16 protein-coding genes are annotated in these 17,807 nt (G+C 67.1%); 10 read left to right on the top strand and 6 right to left on the bottom strand.

Annotated elements, in window-relative coordinates; translation table 11 throughout:
* The first annotated feature begins 148 nt into the window (after positions 1-148).
* The 5 genes from ACFTS5_RS16055 (at position 149) to ACFTS5_RS16075 (ending at position 5,224) form a co-directional block, all read left to right on the top strand.
* A complete protein-coding gene (locus tag ACFTS5_RS16055; RefSeq protein ID WP_378631480.1) occupies positions 149-970 on the top strand; it encodes a crotonase/enoyl-CoA hydratase family protein in 822 nt (273 codons plus the stop codon).
* Positions 971-1,058: 88 nt separating this feature from the next.
* Positions 1,059-1,550 carry a MarR family winged helix-turn-helix transcriptional regulator gene (locus tag ACFTS5_RS16060; RefSeq protein WP_378631482.1) on the top strand — a complete coding sequence of 164 codons (492 nt, stop codon included), beginning with the start codon at positions 1,059-1,061 and terminating at the stop codon, positions 1,548-1,550.
* The gene (locus ACFTS5_RS16065; protein ID WP_378631483.1) at positions 1,547-3,319 is read left to right on the top strand and encodes an MDR family MFS transporter; all 1,773 of its coding nucleotides are present in this window, start codon (positions 1,547-1,549) and stop codon (positions 3,317-3,319) included. Before ACFTS5_RS16060 ends, ACFTS5_RS16065 begins: the two co-directional genes overlap by 4 nt.
* A 7-nt stretch (positions 3,320-3,326) precedes the next feature.
* Complete coding sequence (locus ACFTS5_RS16070) at positions 3,327-4,577, top strand: sensor histidine kinase (RefSeq protein WP_378631485.1); 1,251 nt, start codon at positions 3,327-3,329, stop codon at positions 4,575-4,577.
* The gene (locus tag ACFTS5_RS16075) at positions 4,565-5,224 is read left to right on the top strand and encodes a response regulator transcription factor (protein ID WP_378631487.1); all 660 of its coding nucleotides are present in this window, start codon (positions 4,565-4,567) and stop codon (positions 5,222-5,224) included. Before ACFTS5_RS16070 ends, ACFTS5_RS16075 begins: the two co-directional genes overlap by 13 nt.
* On the opposite strand, the gene ACFTS5_RS16080 is transcribed toward ACFTS5_RS16075, so the two are convergent.
* Together ACFTS5_RS16080 and ACFTS5_RS16085 are read right to left on the bottom strand one after the other, a co-directional pair.
* Positions 5,194-6,705: an alpha/beta hydrolase gene (locus ACFTS5_RS16080; protein WP_378631488.1), complete on the bottom strand. Its 1,512-nt coding sequence runs from the start codon at positions 6,703-6,705 to the stop codon at positions 5,194-5,196. The genes ACFTS5_RS16075 and ACFTS5_RS16080 overlap by 31 nt on opposite strands.
* Entirely contained in the window at positions 6,702-7,889 is a 1,188-nt protein-coding gene (locus tag ACFTS5_RS16085; protein WP_378631490.1) for a serine hydrolase domain-containing protein, read from the bottom strand. Before ACFTS5_RS16085 ends, ACFTS5_RS16080 begins: the two co-directional genes overlap by 4 nt.
* Positions 7,890-8,088: 199 nt before the next feature.
* Between ACFTS5_RS16085 and ACFTS5_RS16090 the strand changes: the two genes are divergently transcribed.
* Complete coding sequence (locus ACFTS5_RS16090) at positions 8,089-8,316, top strand: hypothetical protein (protein ID WP_378631491.1); 228 nt, start codon at positions 8,089-8,091, stop codon at positions 8,314-8,316.
* 61 nt (positions 8,317-8,377) lie between these two features.
* Here ACFTS5_RS16090 and ACFTS5_RS16095 read toward each other — a convergent pair whose 3' ends face one another.
* Positions 8,378-8,866, bottom strand: coding sequence for an inorganic diphosphatase (locus tag ACFTS5_RS16095; protein WP_378631493.1), 489 nt, complete (start codon positions 8,864-8,866; stop codon positions 8,378-8,380).
* Between the two features lie 164 nt (positions 8,867-9,030).
* Here ACFTS5_RS16095 and ACFTS5_RS16100 point away from each other — a divergent pair, with 164 nt between their 5' ends.
* The 4 genes from ACFTS5_RS16100 to hpt all read left to right on the top strand — a co-directional run bounded on the left by ACFTS5_RS16100 (position 9,031) and on the right by hpt (position 13,336).
* The gene (locus ACFTS5_RS16100) at positions 9,031-10,485 is read left to right on the top strand and encodes a D-alanyl-D-alanine carboxypeptidase/D-alanyl-D-alanine-endopeptidase (protein ID WP_378631494.1); all 1,455 of its coding nucleotides are present in this window, start codon (positions 9,031-9,033) and stop codon (positions 10,483-10,485) included.
* A gap of 13 nt (positions 10,486-10,498) precedes the next feature.
* Complete coding sequence (locus tag ACFTS5_RS16105; RefSeq protein ID WP_378631496.1) at positions 10,499-11,560, top strand: zinc-dependent metalloprotease; 1,062 nt, start codon at positions 10,499-10,501, stop codon at positions 11,558-11,560.
* 138 nt (positions 11,561-11,698) lie between these two features.
* Positions 11,699-12,760, top strand: coding sequence for a tRNA lysidine(34) synthetase TilS (tilS, locus tag ACFTS5_RS16110; protein ID WP_378632431.1), 1,062 nt, complete (start codon positions 11,699-11,701; stop codon positions 12,758-12,760).
* 24 nt (positions 12,761-12,784) lie between these two features.
* Positions 12,785-13,336: a hypoxanthine phosphoribosyltransferase gene (hpt, locus tag ACFTS5_RS16115; RefSeq protein ID WP_056819061.1), complete on the top strand. Its 552-nt coding sequence runs from the start codon at positions 12,785-12,787 to the stop codon at positions 13,334-13,336.
* On the opposite strand, the gene ACFTS5_RS16120 is transcribed toward hpt, so the two are convergent.
* The 3 genes from ACFTS5_RS16120 to ACFTS5_RS16130 all read right to left on the bottom strand — a co-directional run bounded on the left by ACFTS5_RS16120 (position 13,333) and on the right by ACFTS5_RS16130 (position 17,807).
* Positions 13,333-15,231, bottom strand: a complete 1,899-nt coding sequence (locus ACFTS5_RS16120; protein WP_378631497.1) for a serine/threonine-protein kinase — start codon at positions 15,229-15,231, stop codon at positions 13,333-13,335. The genes hpt and ACFTS5_RS16120 overlap by 4 nt on opposite strands.
* 84 nt (positions 15,232-15,315) lie before the next feature.
* Positions 15,316-16,779, bottom strand: a complete 1,464-nt coding sequence (locus ACFTS5_RS16125; RefSeq protein WP_378631499.1) for a flavin-containing monooxygenase — start codon at positions 16,777-16,779, stop codon at positions 15,316-15,318.
* On the bottom strand, positions 16,779-17,807 hold the full coding sequence (locus ACFTS5_RS16130; RefSeq protein WP_378631501.1) for a MupA/Atu3671 family FMN-dependent luciferase-like monooxygenase: 1,029 nt from the start codon (positions 17,805-17,807) through the stop codon (positions 16,779-16,781). The genes ACFTS5_RS16125 and ACFTS5_RS16130 overlap by 1 nt, the downstream gene beginning before the upstream one ends.

Consider the following 17,807-nt stretch of genomic DNA (forward strand, 5'->3'; position numbering starts at 1 on the left):
GCCGTTGCTTGCTCCTTCGTCGCCTACGCAACGGCACCTGATCGACGGGACGGCCGCGAACCCGGCCGCTGCGCGTCCGGCCCCTCCCTAGGGGTCGGGGGTCGGGGCTGAGTGGGCGGCATGTTGGCGTGGTGGCAATAATCGGGGCATGAGTGAATGGAAGGCTTTTACCGTCGAGATCGCCGACAACGTTGCCCAGGTCACGTTGATCGGGCCGGGTAAGGGTAATGCGATGGGACCCGACTTCTGGCGCGAGCTGCCGGAGGTCTTCGCCGAGCTCGACGCGGATCCGCAGGTGCGGGCGGTGGTGGTGACCGGGTCGGGCAAGCACTTCTCGTTCGGTCTCGACCTGGCTGCGACCGCGGGCACGCTGGCTCCGGTGCTGGCCGACGACGCGAAGGCTGGACCGCGCACGGAGTTCCTCAAGGAGGTCCGCCGGATGCAGGCCTCGGTGACGGCGCTGGCCGAGTGCACCAAACCGGTGATCGCGGCGGTGTCGGGGTGGTGCATCGGCGGTGGTCTCGATCTGATCGCCGCTGCCGACATTCGTCTGGCCAGCGCGGACGCCAAGTTCAGCCTGCGTGAGGCGAAGGTGGCGATCGTCGCCGACATCGGTTCGCTGCAGCGCCTGCCCGGCATCATCGGCGAGGGCAATCTGCGGGAGCTGGCGTTCACCGCCAAGGACATCGACGCGGCCCGCGCCGAGCGGATGGGTCTGGTGAACGAGGTGTTCGCCGATCAGGAGGCCGTGCTGGCCGCCGCGCACGCGATGGCGCGCGAGATCGCGGGCAACCCGCCGCTGGTGGTGCAGGGCATCAAGGACGTGCTCGAGCAGCGGACCAGCCCGGCGGTGGCCGAGGGCCTGCGTTATGTGTCGACGTGGAACGCGGCGTTCCTGCCGTCGAAGGATCTCCCCGAGGCCATCGCGGCGGTGTTCCAGAAGCGCGCGCCGGAGTTCAAGGGCGAGTAAAGGCAGTTCAAACGGTTGCCCCGGTGACCGTTCTGCCTACATACTTGCATCACACAACTAATTGATTGATGCAAGTAAAGGTAAAAGTGTGAGTGAGAGTGAGCCCGCGATCGACGAGATCGCGATCCAGCTCGTACGACTGCACCGGCTGCGCGACCGGTCGATGGCCCAGATCAAGGACCGCTCGGGGATCGACCCGGCGGGGTTCATGGTGCTGTTCCGGTTGGTGTGTGACGGGCCGATGCGCTCGGGCGCCCTCGCCGAGGCGGTGCATTCGGACGCGTCGACGGTGAGCAGGCAGGTCGCGCAGCTGGTGGAGCGTGGCCTGGTGGTGCGCGCCGCCGACCCGGACGACGGGCGAGCCACCGTACTCGAGGTCACCGACTACGGGCGCGAGACCGCCGACCGGATCCGGGCACGGCGCCGCAATTCCATCGCCATCATCACCGAGAACTGGTCCGCCGACGATCGCGCGCTCTTCGCCGGGCTGCTGACGCGGTTCGTCGAGGACTACGACGAGGCCCGCCCGGTCCTGCTGACCCAGCCGCCCGCACTGAGCACTACGGAGAACGTTTCGTGACGACAACCGCGGCCCCGGTGGAATCACCGGCCGGCTTCACCCATCGCCAGATCCTGACCATCCTGTCCGGGCTGATGCTCGGCATGCTGCTGGCCTCACTCGATCAGACGATCGTGTCGACCTCCATCCGCACCATTGCCGATGACCTCGACGGCTACTCGCTGCAGGCATGGGCCACCACCGCCTACCTGATCACCGCGACGATCAGCACCCCGCTCTACGGCAAGCTCTCGGACATGTTCGGCCGCAAGCCGTTCTTCCTGGCCGCGATCGGTCTGTTCATCGTCGGTTCGCTGCTGTGCACGCTGGCCACGTCGATGTATCAGCTGGCCGCGTTCCGCGCGTTCCAGGGTCTGGGCGCGGGTGGACTCATGTCGTTGGCGCTGGCCATCATGGGCGACATCATCGGACCCCGTGAACGCGCCCGCTACCAGGGCTATTTCCTCGCGGTATTCGGTATTTCGAGTGTGCTCGGGCCCGTCCTCGGCGGGCTGCTGGCCGGGCAGGACACCATTCTCGGCATCACCGGCTGGCGCTGGGTGTTCCTGGTGAACGTGCCGCTGGGGCTGCTCGCCCTGGTGGTGGTGACCCGGGTACTGCACCTGCCGCGCAAGCCGCACGCCACCCACCGCATCGACTTCGCGGGTGCGATCGTGCTCGCGGTCGGATTGGTTCCGCTGCTGATCGTGGCCGAACAGGGTCGCGAATGGGGCTGGAGCAGTACCTCTTCGGTGATCTGTTACGCGATCGGCGCGATCGGGCTGGCCGGCTTCGTCGTGGTCGAGAAGTTCATGGGTGACGCGGCGCTGATTCCGCTGCGGATCTTCGACAATGTGACTTTCGCGCTCGGCGTGGTGATCTCGTTCGTCGTCGGTGCGGCGATGTTCGGCGGCATGCTGCTGCTGCCGCAGTACCTGCAGGTGGTGCGTGGCGCCGGGCCGACCGAGGCAGGTCTGCAGATGCTGCCGATGGTGCTCGGGCTGATGACCGGTTCGATCCTCTCGGGTCGGCTGATCTCGAAAACCGGCCGCTACCGGGCATTCCCGGTGATCGGCGCGATCATGCTGACGCTCGGGTTGTTCCTGCTGCACCTGCTCGACGCCGACAGCCCGCTGTGGCTGGCGATGCTGTTCATGGCGGCCACCGGCTTCGGCCTCGGCAACCTCATGCAGCCGCTGACCCTGGCCTTGCAGAACGCGCTGCCGCCCAAGGACATGGGCGTCTCGACCGCGTCGGCGACGTTCTTCCGCCAGATCGGCGGCACCCTCGGCGCCGCGGTGTTCCTGTCGATCCTGTTCTCGCTGCTCACCCCGAACATCACCACCGAATTGCAGCAGTCGGCGGCGGACCCCGCCTACCAGCAGGCCGTGATCGAGGGCGCGCAGAGCACCAACCCGGCGGATGCCGCGCTGGCCAAGGGCCTGCTGGCGCACGACACGTCGGCCGCGGGCAAGGTGCTCCAGGACAGCTCGATCATCCAGCAGCTCGACCCCGACCTCGCCAAGCCCTTCCAGGTCGGCTTCGCCGACTCGATGTCGACGGTGTTCCTCGTCGCCTCCGCGGTGGCGTTGATCGCCCTGCTGCTGGTGCTGTTCTGGAAGGAAGTTCCGCTGCGGATGTCGGGTGGAATCCAGGCAGACGGCGATGCCAAGGCCGCCGAAGGGGTGGGTGCGCTGGTCGACACCGCCGCGCAGTCCGCCGCGTCAGCCGGGGACCCGCGCGACGAAGACAAGGGTGGTCGAGACCGAGCCGGAGCGCCCCCGGCATGATCATCAGGTGAGTCGATTCGGCAGCGGCGGTGTGGTGCGGCGGTTACGTCGTCTGCCCGCCGCTGTCGGCTATCTGCTGGTGGGCGGGCTGACCGGGGTGGTGTCGCTGTTCGCGGTGGTCGCGCTGGCGATCGTGGCGGCCGCGAGCCTGATCGGGATCGGGATTCCCGCGCTGCCGGAGGCCGTCAAATTGATCCGGCCGCTGCTGGGGCTCGAGCGGCGCAGGGCGGGCAGGTTGCTCAGCACGCCGATCGTGTCCGCCTACCGGCCGTTGACCGGCGACCTGCGTCATCAGCTCGCGACGCTGGCCGCCGATCCGGCGAATCGGCGTGATCTCGCCTGGCTGGTGCTGCACGCGATCATCGGATTGCCGCTGGCCGCGCTGGCGGTGGCACTGCCACTGAGCTCGGTGCAGCATCTCGCTGTCGCGAGTTATTGGAGTGCGCGGGCCGATGGCACTGTGTCCAGCGGCGGCATCATCGTCGATTCGTGGACCGCCGCCGTGGTGAGCGTGGTGGTGGGCATCGTCTACGGCGCCCTCGCACTGCGCGCGCCCGAGGCGGCGAACGCGCAGGCCAGGGTGGCAGGGGCGTTGCTCGCGCCGGATGAGAACGCCGTGCTGGCCGATCGGGTCGCCGAGCTGACCGTGACCAGGGCCGCCGCGCTGGACGCGCACGGTGCCGAACTGCGCCGCATCGAACGCGATCTGCACGATGGCGCCCAGGCCAGAATCGCGGCGGTGATCATGCAACTCGGACTGGCCGAGCAATTGCGCGGCCGTGATCCCGACGCCGCCGATCGGATGGTGCGGACGGCGCAGGACACGGCTTCGGCGGCCTTGGCCGAACTGCGCGATGTGGTGCGCAGCGTCTACCCGCCGGTGCTCTCGGATCGGGGCCTGAACAGCGCCGTTTCCGCGCTGGCCGCGCGCAGTCTGATCCCGTGCGTGCTCGAATCGAACGGCATCACCCGGCGGCCGATGGCGGTGGAGGCCGCCGCCTATTTCGTCATCGCCGAGGCCGTCACCAACGCGACCAAACACTCCGGTGCCGACACACTGTCGATCGAACTGGGTGGGCCGCCCGATCTGCTCACCGTCGAGATCCGCGACGACGGTGTGGGCGGAGCGAGCGCGACCGACGGGGGTGGTCTGGCCGGCATCCGGCGCAGGGCCGAGGCGCTCGACGGGCAGATGACGCTGAGCAGCCCCGCCGGTGGGCCTACTGTGGTGCGGGTGGAGTTGCCGTGCGGGTCGTGATCGCCGAGGACGACGCCCTCCTGCGGGAAGGCCTCGTCCTGCTGTTGAAGACGGCCGGGATCGACGTGGTCGCCGCCGTCGACAATGCCGACGACTTCCTCGCCGTCGTCACCGCCGACCGCCCGGACGCAGTGGTGGTGGATGTGCGGCTCCCGCCTGCCTTCACCGACGACGGCCTGCGCGCCGCGGTACGTGCCAGGACGGTCCACCCGGGGCTGCCGGTGCTCGTGCTGTCGTCCTATGTGGAGGACAGTTACGCCTCCGAACTACTCGGTGACGGTGGCGGTGGTGTCGGGTACCTGCTCAAGGAACGGGTCGGCAAGGTCGACCGGTTCCTCGAGTCCCTGCACCGCGTCGCCGCCGGTGGCACCGCGATGGACCCGGAAGTGATCGCACAACTGCTGGTGCGCCGCAAGGTCGACGATCCGCTGTCCACACTGACCGCCCGCGAACGCGAAGTGCTCGCACTGATGGCCGAAGGGCAGGACAACTCCGCCATCGCGGCACGCCTGGTCGTCACCGAAGGCGCTGTGCTCAAACACATTCGCAGCATCTTCGCCAAACTCGGCCTCGCCGCCGACGAATCGGGCCACCGCCGGGTGCTCGCCGTACTGGCCTACCTGAACTCGCGCCCCGGATCGTCCTGACAGACCCGGTCGGTGTCGGGCAGCGTGCCGTCGCGGAGATAGGCATTGACGGTCGTGTCGACGCAGGTGTTCGGGTAGTTACCGTAAATCCAGTGCACCGCAACGTTTTCCAGGGTCACCAGGCGTGACCCGGTCAGCGCCCGGTGCATCACCTGCGCGCCCGCGTGGGTGGTGCGGGTGTCGCCGGTGGACTGGACGATCAGGCTCGGCAGCGCATGGCCGATCACAGTCGGTTGCTCGACCGGGGGCGACGCCCAGAACGCGCACGGCGGGATGTTGTTCGCGAACGCGCCGAACAGCGGTTGATCTGCGCGACTCGCCTCGATATTGCGCCAGTACCAGGCCGGATCGCGCGGAACTTCCACATCGCCGCACAGGACGGCCAACGCGGGTGAGTAGTCGCGTGGCCGCGCGGTGAGCATGAAGGCGAGCGAGGCGGCCAGCTCGGGTTCGGGCCGCACCTCGATGCCGTCGGCGGCGTCGGCGAGCTGGCGGATCTGGCGGGCCAGCAGCGGATAGTTGCGTGGGTCGTCGAGCCCGCGGTAGAGCACCATCGGCAGGCTGTGTTCGTCGACGGTGAACTCGCCGATCCGGATCGGCCGGTCGTTCGCGCGGCGGACCATGGTCTGCACGGTCGACCTGACCGCGGAACGGTCCGCGCCGAAACGGAACTCACCGTCGTGGGCGGCCACCCAATCGGCCCATCGGTCGAACGCCGCCTCGTTGACCGGGCCCATGGCGCGGATCATCCCGACCGATCCGTAGTGCTCGGGGTCGACGGCACTGTCGAGGACGAACCGGTCGCTGCGTTCGGGGAACAGCTGGGCGAAGACCGCGCCGAGGTAGGTGCCGTAGGAGGTGCCGAAGTAGCTGATTCGTTCCTCGCCGAGGGCGGCACGGATGACGTCCATATCGCGGGCGGTGTTGCGTGTGGTGATGTGGTGCAGCCGAGGTCCCTCGTTCGTCGCGCACAGCGCGGCGAGTTCGGCTTGCTGGGTGACGCTTTCGGCGAAACCGATGCCGTCGAGACCGGCGGACTCCAGCCCGAATCCGTGCTGCCAGCGGCAGTTCACCGGGGTGGAGCGGCCGATGCCGCGCGGATCCATGCCGATCAGGTCGTAGCGATCACGGACGTCGGAGCTCATCGCCTCGCGCACGTCGATCATGAAGTCGAGGCCGGGAGCGCCGGGCCCTCCCGGATTCGACAGCAGCACGCCGCGACGTTTCGCCGGGTCCGTAGCGGGCAGCCGTGAGATGGCCACGGTCATCGTTTCCGCCTGTGGCGCCGAGTAATCCACCGGCACGGTCACCTCCGCGCACTGGGCGCCCACCGGATCGAGACGCGGATCATCGCAGGACTGCCAGGTCAGCGACTGATGCCGGAAGCGATCGATCGGGTCGACATCGGCCGATGCCGGTGTAGCGGTGAATAATCCGGCGGCCATGGCGGAGACCGCGACGGCCAGGATCGCGCGTTTCATGAGGCGCAGACCACGGTGTCGAACGCCCGCTCGACAACCTCTGCCTGGTCTTTGCTGTTCGGCAGCTCGTTCACGGTGATGGTTATCGCGACGCCGTCGGCGGTGACCCCGGTGCGGGTATCGAAACCGGGGATGCTGCCGCCGTGGGCGACGGTCTTCTTGCCACACGAGGTGGTCTGCACGACCAGGCCCAATCCGTAACCGGCCGAGGGCATTCGGTCGAACTGCACGGTCTGCCGCATCTGTTCCAGCTGCGCGGCGGGCAGCAACTTGCCGTCCAGCAGCGCGAGGAAGAAGCGGTTCAGATCCGAGCCGGTGGCGATCATCGCACCCGCGGTATCGCCCCATGAGGGATCGAAGTCGGTGAAATCGACACGGGCACCGTCGATTTGCTGGTAGCCGCGCGGGTGCGGTGTACGCAAGCCGATGTCGCCGGGTGCGGGAAAGTAGGTGTCGCGCAAGCCGAGTGGCTCGATGATCCTGGTGGTGATCTCGGTGGCGGCGGGGCGGCCGGTGACCTGCTCGATCAGCATGCCGAGCAGGATGTAGTTGGTGTTGGTGTAGACCGAGCGGGCGCCGGGTTCGTGCCGCGGCGGCATCGTCATCGCGATGCTGACCAGCTCACTGGGCGAAAAGTGGCGCAGGCGGATGACTTCCGGGTCGGGTGCGATCTGCTGCGTGCCGGGGGCTGCGCGCAGGCTCGGATCGCCGCCGGCCAGGTAGTCCGGTAGGCCGCTGGTGTGCTGGAGCAGTTGGCGCACGGTGATGCGGTTGCCGTCGTTGCCACTGCCCTGCACGACGCCCGGTAGGTACCGCTCGACAGGACCGTCGAGTTCGACCTTGCCCTCGGCGACCAACTGCATGACCACGGTCGCGACGAAACTTTTGGTGTTGCTGCCGATTCGGACGTACGCCCCATCGGGAATCGGTGCGCCCGACTCGATATCACCGACCCCCGCCGTGACCGTCCGCTCGCCGGCCGCCGTGGTGATCACGGCCTGGGCGCCGGGGAATCCCGCCTGCACCACCGATTCGAGCGCCTGCCGGATCTCCGGCCGATCCGGTTGCGCCGCCGTGGCGCTGTTCTCGGGGCCGCACGCGGTGACGGTGAGTAGTGCGAGCAAGCCGGTCCCGGCCGCGAAGGCACGCAGTGACTTGCTCGAAAAAGTGGTGGTGAGCTGCATGATTCGAGCCTAGGAACGAGCGGGCGCCGTGCCCATGCCGCGCGCACCCGAATCGAAGGTGGTGCCTGCGCTACCAACCTGGGGTGGGGTAGGTGAAGTGACCAAGGGGAGAGCGAACATACCCCTAGGGTTGGCTGTTCAAACCGCTGCGCCGCAATAACTTCGAGAAGTCGAAGTTGTACGCGTCAGGAGAAACACTATGCGCATCAAATCCACCATCGCCGCCGCTCTGCTGGCCGTCGCGACCGTCGCCGGGGTGTCGGCGGTCGGTGCGGGCAGTGCCGCCGCCGCACCGTACGGAACGTATTACGGCACCTACTACGAGCTCTATCAGTGCCGCGCGGCCGGGGAAGATCCGTACACCGGCGGGTATTACTGGGAGTGCACGGAGAGCTGGGACGGCTGGGATCTCTACATCTGGTACTGACACGAAAAAACGGGAAGTCCGAAAACTCTTCGGACTTCCCGTTTCTCGTAGTTCTATCGGCTCAGTGGCCGGCTTCCTTCAGCCGAGTGAAGGACTCGTCGATGATCTTCTCGGCCTCGGCGCGGCCGAGCCACTCGGAACCCTCGACGTACTTGCCCGGCTCGAGATCCTTGTAGCGCTCGAAGAAGTGCTTGATCGCCGACAGTTCGAACTCCGAGACGTCGCCCAGGTCCTGGATGTGATCCCAGCGCGGGTCGCCCGCGGGGACACACAGCACCTTGTCGTCGCCACCGGCCTCGTCGGTCATGCGGTACACGCCCACCGGACGGGCCTCGACGATCACGCCGGGGAATACCGACTCGGGCAGCAGCACCAGCGCGTCGAGCGGGTCGCCGTCCTCGCCGAGGGTGTTCTCGATGAAGCCGTAGTCGGCCGGGTAGCCCATGGAGGTGTACAGGTACCGGTCGAGCTTGACCCGACCGCTCTCGTGATCGACCTCGTACTTGTTCCGAGAACCCTTGGGAATCTCGATGGTGACGTCGAACTCCACGCCATCTCCTTGCTCGTTCGAGTGCTGGTCTGTGCCGAATCGCCAGATCGTTCTGGGGAACCGTTGCGCAACGAGGATAGTGTGGTGTGCTGGTACACCGGTGCGGCAGGCGGCTGTAGTCGCGCAGTCGAGGCGTGTCGGTCGGCGTTGAGGGAGACACTGTCGTGGTCGATACAGGCGGCAATCCGGGATCACCGGTGCAGGGGCGCCGGAGGTCCCGCTGGATCTGGTTGTCGGCAGTGGTCGTCGCGCTATTGGTGATCGCGGGCGGTTTCGCGGCGATCGCGCAGCCGTGGACGCCGGAATTCCGGCACGGCGGACTCACCGTGGCGCCTCCGCCGGACACGGGTCAGGTGTTTCCCGAGGTGGCCCCGGCCCGATCGGACGCGCCCGCGCCGACGGTAGCGGGCATCGCCACGGCGCTCGCCGCGGTGGTCGGCAATCCTGATCTCGGTGCGTTCGCCGGTCAGGTGACCGATCCGGGCAGCGGGACGGTGCTGTGGAGTCAGGAGCCGGCCAAGGCGATGATCCCGTCGTCGACGGCCAAGATCATGCTGGTCGCGGCCGCCTTGCTGACCTTGCCCGATGATCAGCGGGTGACCACCGAGGTGCTCGCCGGCGCGCCCGGCGAGCTGGTGCTGGTGGCGGGCGGGGATCCGACGCTCACCACACGGGCAGCGGGCGGCTACTACACCGACGGTGCCCGGATCGCGGATCTGGCCGCGCAGGTGCGGGCCGCCGGCCGCCAGGCGAACGCGATCGTGGTCGACACGTCCGCCTACTCGGGGCCGACCATGGCCTCGGGCTGGGACCCGATCGACATCCCGGAAGGCTCGATCGCCCCGATCGAGCCGATCATGCTCGACGGTGGCCGGTTCGACCCCTCGGCCGACTATTCCCCGCGCACCGCGAACCCCGCGCTGGACGCCGGGCGAGCGCTGGCCGCCGAGCTGGGTATCGATCCCGCCGCGGTGCGAGTGGGACCGGCCGCGCAGACCGGCGCTCAGATCGCGAAGGTCGAATCGGCTCCGCTGCGGGTTCGCCTGCACGACATGATGATTCACTCCGACAACGTGCTGGCCGAGACCATCGGACGTGAGCTGGCGGTGGCGTCGGGTCAGCCCGCCTCCTTCGCCGGCGCGGTCGCGGCTACCACGGCCGCCCTGTCGACGGCCGGATTCGATATCACCGGACTGCATCTGGCCGACAACAGTGGGCTCTCCGTCGACGACCGGGTGACCCCGAAGCTGCTCGATTCGATCATCGCGACCGCGGCGAAACCGACCGGCAACGCGGCATTGGTGCCGACCGGAACACAGGCCAGGCCCGAAAACGACCCGCGCGCAGCGGCTCTCGCACCGATGCTGGACTACCTGCCCGTCGCGGGCGGCACCGGCACACTCGCGCCGCGCTTCGTCACGCAGAACCGGCAGGGTGCGGGGTGGGTGCGCGCCAAGACCGGAACTCTGAGCGTGGCCAGCGCGTTGGTCGGATATGTACTCGACCGCGACGGGCGGGTACTCACCTTCGCACTCATGTCGAACGACCGATTGCCGGAGCAGAGCAGGCCGGCGCTCGACGCGGTGGCGGGTGCCCTGCGCAACTGCGGATGCTCGTAGAGAACGGGTGACTATGACCGACAAGACCGAGCGCAAGAGTTCCGGGTTCAGCGGAGCGGTGGACTGGCGGCTGGCCGCGCGAACCGGGGCGGTACTCGCTCCCTCCGGGCCGCGCGCGTCCCGGCAGACGGCCGAACAGGTCGTCGCCGAGCTGGCATCTGCCTCGATACTGGCCGAACTGCCGGTGCGTGAGGTCAGTGGGCTGCTCGACGACCGGCCGGTTCCCGAGGCGCGGATCGTCGACCGGCCGGGGTGGATCTCCGCGGCCGCCGATTCGATGGCGGTACTCACCGGCACCGAATCCGCCGACGGGGGCAAGTTCGTCGGGAAACCCGCGGGTGTCCAGGCGGGGACCATGCTGGCGTTCCTGTCGACCGCGATTCTCGGGCAGTACGACCCGTTCACCGGCGAGGACGGCACCTTGCTGCTGGTCGCGCCCAATATCCTCGGCGTCGAGCGTGCGCTCGGCGTCGACCCGAGCGACTTCCGGCTCTGGGTGTGCCTGCACGAGGTGACACACCGGGTGCAGTTCTCGTCGGCGCCCTGGCTGGCCGGGTACATGCGCACCAACGTGGACATCTTGAGCGAGGTCGGTGAGGAACCGATGAGCGAGATGCTCACCCGATTACTCGGTGAGGTGCGGTCGCGGCGCAACGGCGACAACACCGACGATCCGAACAGTCGAGGGGTGGTGGGGCTGTTGCGTGCGGCTCAGGCGCCGCCGCAGCGCGAGGCACTGGATCGGCTGTTGATGCTCGGCACGCTGCTCGAAGGGCATGCCGATCACGTGATGGATGCCGCCGGGCCCGCTGTGGTGCCGACCGTCGCCGATATCAGGGCCGCATTCGATCGACGTCGCCAGAAGCCGTCCAATCCGATCCAGCGGCTGCTGCGGGCTCTGCTCGGCGTGGACGCGAAGGTCGCGCAGTACGTACGGGGCAAGAAGTTCGTGGACGCGGTGGTCGAGCGGGTGGGGGTCGCGGAATTCAACACGGTGTGGACGAACGCCGACACGCTGCCGTTGCTGGACGAGGTCGACGATCCGGAACGGTGGATTCGCCGGGTGCTGGGGTAGGTCTCGGTAACCTGCACACGTGACTTACGCGGACGGTCGACCGCCGAGCAGGGCCGCGCAGCCTGCTCGTGGATCGCGGCTGCCGTCCGATGATCGAGCGGCGATCGTTCGGTGTGGCCGATGACATCGTCTCGTCCGATGCGCCTGCCGGAGACAGCGGCGGTGCTCGCGGTGCGGCGGGGTGTGCGCGAGTGGGTGGCCGCGCATGGTGGGCGGGGACCGGTGGTTGTGGGGTTGTCCGGCGGGGCGGATTCGCTGGCCTTGGTGGCCGCCGCCGTTGTCGAGGCGGGTGAGGTGACCGCGGCGGTCGTCGACCATCGGTTGCAGGAGGGGTCGGGGGCGGTGGCCGATCGAGCGGTCGAGCAGGCGATGGGGCTCGGGTGTGCGGGGGCGATGGTCGTGCCCGTCGAGGTCGGGCGTGCGGGGGGTGTGGAAGCGGCGGCTCGGGTGGCGCGGTACGCGGCGTTGGAGTCGGTACGGGACGGGCGGCCGGTGTTGCTCGGACACACGCTCGATGACCAGGCCGAGACGGTGCTGCTCGGGCTGGCGCGTGGATCGGGCGGGCGGTCCATTCAGGGAATGGTGGCGTGGAATGCGCCGTGGGGGCGGCCGTTGCTCGGTGTGCGGCGGGCTCAGACGGTGCGGATGTGCACTGATCTGGGGATCGAACCGTGGGACGATCCGCACAACGCCGACCTCAGGTACACCCGGGTGCGGGTGCGCGACGAAGTACTGCCGCTGCTCGAGGACGTGCTGGGCGGTGGGGTCGCGCAGGCGCTCGTCCGCACGGCCGACCAGTTGCGTGAGGACGGCGCGGTGCTCGATGCCTACGCGGCCGAGTTGCTGCGGAATGCGCGTTCGCACCGCGCGGGCGCGCTTCCCGATGTCGCCATGGCGCGCCGTCCCGATCTCGATGATCGGTCCGGCTCCAGTGGCCGCGACGACACTGATCGACCCACGCTGTCGATCGAGATCCTGGCCACTGCCCCGCCCGCGTTGCGTCGCAGGGCGGTGCGCGCCTGGCTCGCGGATGCGGGCGTGACCGGGCTCATGAACGCCCATTTACAGGCGATCGACGAGCTGGTGGGTAATTGGCATGGACAGGGCGGGGTGGCGGTGGCGGGCGGCTCGAGGGACCACAGGTTGGTCGTGACGCGCGAACATGGCACGCTGGCGGTGCGAGCACAGCCGCGCATTTGATGCCACGAAGGGACACCCACTTCCGTGTACGGAGACGACATCGCATCGGTGCTGATCACCGAAGACGAGATCAAAGCCAAGATCGAGGAATTGGCCGAGCTCGTCGCCAAGCGGTACCCGCCCGATTCCCCCGAAGGTGACCTCCTGCTGATCTGCGTCCTCAAGGGCGCGATCTTCTTCATGACCGACTTCGCCAGGGCGCTGTCGATCCCCACTCAGCTCGAATTCATGGCCGTGTCGTCCTACGGTTCGTCCACCTCGTCCTCGGGCGTGGTGCGCATCATGAAGGACCTGGACAAGGACATCGCGGGCCGTAACGTCCTGATCGTCGAGGACATCATCGACTCGGGCCTGACGCTGTCCTGGCTCAAGCGCAACCTGTCCACCCGTAACCCGGCCTCGCTGGAAGTCGTCACCCTGCTCCGCAAGCCCGACGCGCTGCGCACCCCCGTCGACGTCGCGCACGTGGGTTTCGACATCCCCAACGAATTCGTCGTCGGCTACGGCCTCGACTACGCCGAGCGCTACCGCGACCTCCCTTACATCGGCACCCTCAACCCGGCGGTGTACTCCTAGCCTGTTGTCCGCGAGCCGACCACCCGCAGTAGAGCGCGGATGTCGGCTTCGATGATCCGGAACAGCACGTAGGACACGACGAACCCGATCACCCCGCCCACGCAGATAGCGCGGAGCGGGGTGGTGGTCGTCCGTAAGTCTTCGACCGGCAAGAATGTCGCTCCGATGCCTGCGACGAGCGGGATGGACGCTGCCGCGATCAAGTATCGGTGACATTGGACGATCAAGCCCGTCAGTGCCCGTCCGTCGCTGCGGAAGTCCTCACCATGGTGGAGAAACAGCGGGTACACGCAGCGCGTGAGATAGAGCGTGATCAGGAAGAACGGGTAGGTCATCGCGATGGCCGCGCAGATCGCCGCCGCGAGCGCGAAGTGAACTGCGGTCCGGATAGTCAGACCGTTGCCTGCAAGTCCGATTGTCGCCGCGAATACGGCGGCCGCGACCAGCCACAGGACGAACGCTATCGCGACGGCCTGGTTGCCCAGGCGCAAGGAATCCTGGCGGGCGCGGTCGAGCGAGCTGGAATGGCAGCGCCTGCGCGCACGCAGCCGCCGGGGGATAATCAGGAGCCGTCTGGCCAGGTACATCAAGATCGCGGCGCCGAAAGCGAAGAACGCCACGTTCGTGACACCCGCGACTCTCAGCAGCGTTTCACGGGTGCTCGGATCGAGCCGGTCGACGATCAGTGCGGTGTTCAACTGCGCGTTGAAGATCGCGGCCAGCAAGTTGGGGATGGCGATCGACAATGCCACTACGGGAAACAGGTACGGCCGCAATCTGATTCGCCAACTGTTCGGTGGTGGATCTACGAGGTCGCGAGCGTGCGCGTCCTGGCACAGGTCGAACTGTGTAGCGAGGACAGATCCGTCGGGCCAGCGGTCGGTTCGGTCCGGCTCGAGGCAACGGAGCAGTACCCGGTGGAGTGCGGGCGGACAGTCCGGCGGAAGTTGTTGTAGCGCAGAGTCGCTCACACCCTCGCCGCGCGAGGTGAGCATCGCTTCGAGTCTGGTCTGATCGCCCCAGGCGGGGTCGTCGGCGCCGGTGTCGTCGAACGGCTTCGTGCCGGTGAGCAATTCCCACAGCAGCACACCCAGTGAGAAGAGATCGGAGCGTGCGTCGAGGTCGGCGGCGCTGCGGTCGTAGCCGGGATGGCTGGCCTCGAGCTGCTCGGGTGACATGTACGCCAGTGACCCGCCGAAATACGAGAGCGGGCTGGTGCCCGCGGTCTCGCTGAAGCTGATGTTGAAATCCGCGAGCTTCGGCACCCCCTCGGCCGTGAGCAGGACATTCGCCGGCTTCACATCGCGGTGCAGCACACCCCGATCGGCCGCGTGATCCAGTGCTGACGCCAGCCGTCGGCCCAGCCAGGCCACGGTGTCGGGCCAGCTGAGTTCGGCGATCTCGGACCGCACGCTCGAATCGGTCGGACGGATTTCGCCCTTCTCCGCCATGGCCGCGTCGATCGCGTCGAGCAGGAGTTGGCCGCTGCGGTCAGCGGGCGGGGTCACGCGGACCCAGCGCAGCAGGCCGAGCAGGGTGCCGCCCGGCAGGAACTGCATGTAGAGCAGGCGCAGCCGGGGTGAGCTGTCGTCCGGTGGGTCGAGCACGAGCTGGTCGAAGACGCGCACGATGTAGCCGTGGTCGAGCTGAGCCAGGGTTTGGGGCTCGGTGCCGCTGTCGGCAGAGATCTTCACCGCGACCAGACGCTGCATCGAGCGTTGCCTGGCGAGAAAGACCCGGGCGAACGCGCCCGCACCGAGCTCGGTGAGCAGCTCGAAGTCGCCGATATGCGCACCCGCCTCGAATCGACCGAGCCCGCGACGATCGGTCGGATGCACGGTGGCGGTGCGGTCGAGCGAGGGGCGTGTGGCCTCGGTGATGACTGTCGAACTCACGACGGGGGATACGGACGCACCCACCCGGAAGTTCATCCATTCCTGCGAATGCGTTGATGCTTGCGACGTCAGGGAGCGCCTGCACTACGACGAAGGGCGAGACATGCGGAAGTGCGTGAGCCGAGGCCGCCTGGTCATCCACCGATATCGCGTCATGGTGCGTGGCCACAAGGATGACACAGTGCCGTGCTTGTCCTTGTAAGGACTGGCGACGCGAGTCCAGACCGATCCGGCGAACCGAGCCCGGAGCCAGCCGTCGTATGCCGTCTCGGCTTCCGGGCGCACCTCGATCAGTCCGACTCGGTCGCGCGACGCCGACGATAACAGCGAGGCGATATAGCGCGCCTGGCATTCCAGCATCGATACGACGGAGCCGAAGGTGAGATTCGTATTCGGACCGGCGACGAAGAACAGATTCGGAAAATCGGAGGTGGCCATGCCGAGATACGTCTTGGCGCTCGGGGCCCACTGTTCGGCGAGGGACTTGCCGTCGCGTCCCGACACGTCGATGGTGGACAGGAAGTCTGTCGCGGTGAAGCCGGTGCAGTAGACGATCACGTCCAGGTCCAACTGATCACCTGCTTCGGTCATGATCCCCGATTCGGTGATCGTGCTGATCCGGTCGGTCACGACAGTGCAGTTGGGAGCGGCGAGCGCTGGATAGAACTCGTCGGAGAACACGCATCGTTTCCCGCCCAGCGGGTAGTTGGGAGACAGCGAGTCACGGAGAGCGGTATCGGCGATGCTTCGACGGAGATGACCGTGTGCCATTCGCGTCACCCAACGGCTCCCTATCGGAGCCGAAGTCACGGCCAGGATGAGAAGTTCGCACAGCGCAAAGACAACGGTTCTCTCGGCGGCGCGCATCGGCGGCCAGGCGGCGAGCGCTGCCCGTCGCGCCGAGTAGCGAACATCGGACTTGGGCAGAACCCATGCCGCATTGCGCTGGAGCACCGTCAGTGTCGCGGCATTGCGCTGCAACCACGGAACCACTTGCGCAGCGCTGGCTCCTGTCCCGATCACCCCGACTCGGAGACCGCTCACATCCAATGAATCAGGCCATCGTGCGGAATGGAACTGCGTACCTCGAAACCGCTTGTAGCCCACGATGTTCGGTTGGTAGGGCTCGGCGAGCTGGCCGACTGCCGAGATCAGGTAGTCGGCGTGGAATCGTTCGCCCGTCGCCGTCTGAACTACCCAGTCGGCGGTTTCAGCGCGGAAATGTGCTGAGGTCACTGTCTGCCCGTAACGGATGTAGTGCTCGAGTCCCGCGTTGCTGACCACTTCGGCGAGGTAGCGCTGGATCTCGGCACGGTCGCCGTACCGGCCACCCCAGGAGAAGCGATGCCGCGCAAGTGAATAGAGCGCGGACGGGTTGTCGCAGCGAGCGCCCGGGTACTGATTCGCCTGCCACACTCCACCTGGGCCTGCTGCTCTCTCCAACAGGATAATGCGGATGAACCCGCGTCGCTGTAGTTCGAGCGCGGTCGATATCCCGCCGAATCCTGCGCCGATAATAAGTACGGTCGGTATCTCACGGTTGGTCACTACCGGATCAGCCGACCCAACGATGCCAAGTACTCGAGTCCTCGCATAACAGTCTCGTGAGGTAGTCCGAAGTCGATGAGACACGCCAACTCGTCGACACCGATGCCACGCAAGATGTCGATCATCCGCATGGCCTCGCGCGGAGAGCCGAAGACTCCGCTTGTGGTCATATATCGGTCGACCGCACGGTCCACCAGCAGTCCGACGTCGTTCGCAGACATCGCCGCGGACGCATCTACGGCCTGTAACCGGCTCACCAGGTCGAAGGATTCGGTGAGGTAGTCGGCGAATGGTTCGCGCGCGAGGGCACGTGCACGATCGCCGTCGCGATCGAGAAAGGTATGTGCCATCACCGCGACGTGCGAGGCGCGGTCATCGGTCCGAGCAGCCGAGAAGGTGGACCGGTACTCCGCGATTCGCTCGGCGAGCGCGGTGGTCGTCTGCCCCAGCAGATGGGTCAGCAGGCCCATCCCCATGTTTCCTGCCGCTCGAAACGTCTCCGAACTTCCGGCGGATGTCAGCCACATCGGCAGCTCGTGCTGGACGGGGCGCGGTGCCAGCGATACCGATGTCGGCATTCCGTCGCCACCGATTCTGGACACACTGTCGCCCCGCCACAGTGCTCGCACCGACTCGATGGTCGATATCGTCGTCTTTCTACGGTCTTCGTATCGCTCAGGCTGGAAAACGAAATCGTCTGTGTGCCAGCCGGATGCGAACGCAACACCGGAACGCCCGTTGGAAAGATTGTCTACGACGGACCACTCCTCAGCGATCCGCAGTGGATCGTGCAGCGGTGCGACAACACTTCCCGCGCGGATGCTGATGTTGCTCGTTACCGTGGCCAACGCGGCGCTGGTGACCGCAGGATTGGGGTACGCACCACCGAACGTATGAAAGTGGCGTTCCGGCGTCCAAACCGCAGCAAATCCGTTCGCATCGGCGAATTTGACTGCGTCCAGCAGAAGTGTGTAATTCGCTCGGGCATCTGCGGAGTTGCTGGCGAAGAAGAACAGCGACAGGTCCAT

This window comes from Nocardia sp. NPDC056952, from assembly GCF_042674185.1.
GTDB lineage: Bacteria > Actinomycetota > Actinomycetes > Mycobacteriales > Mycobacteriaceae > Nocardia.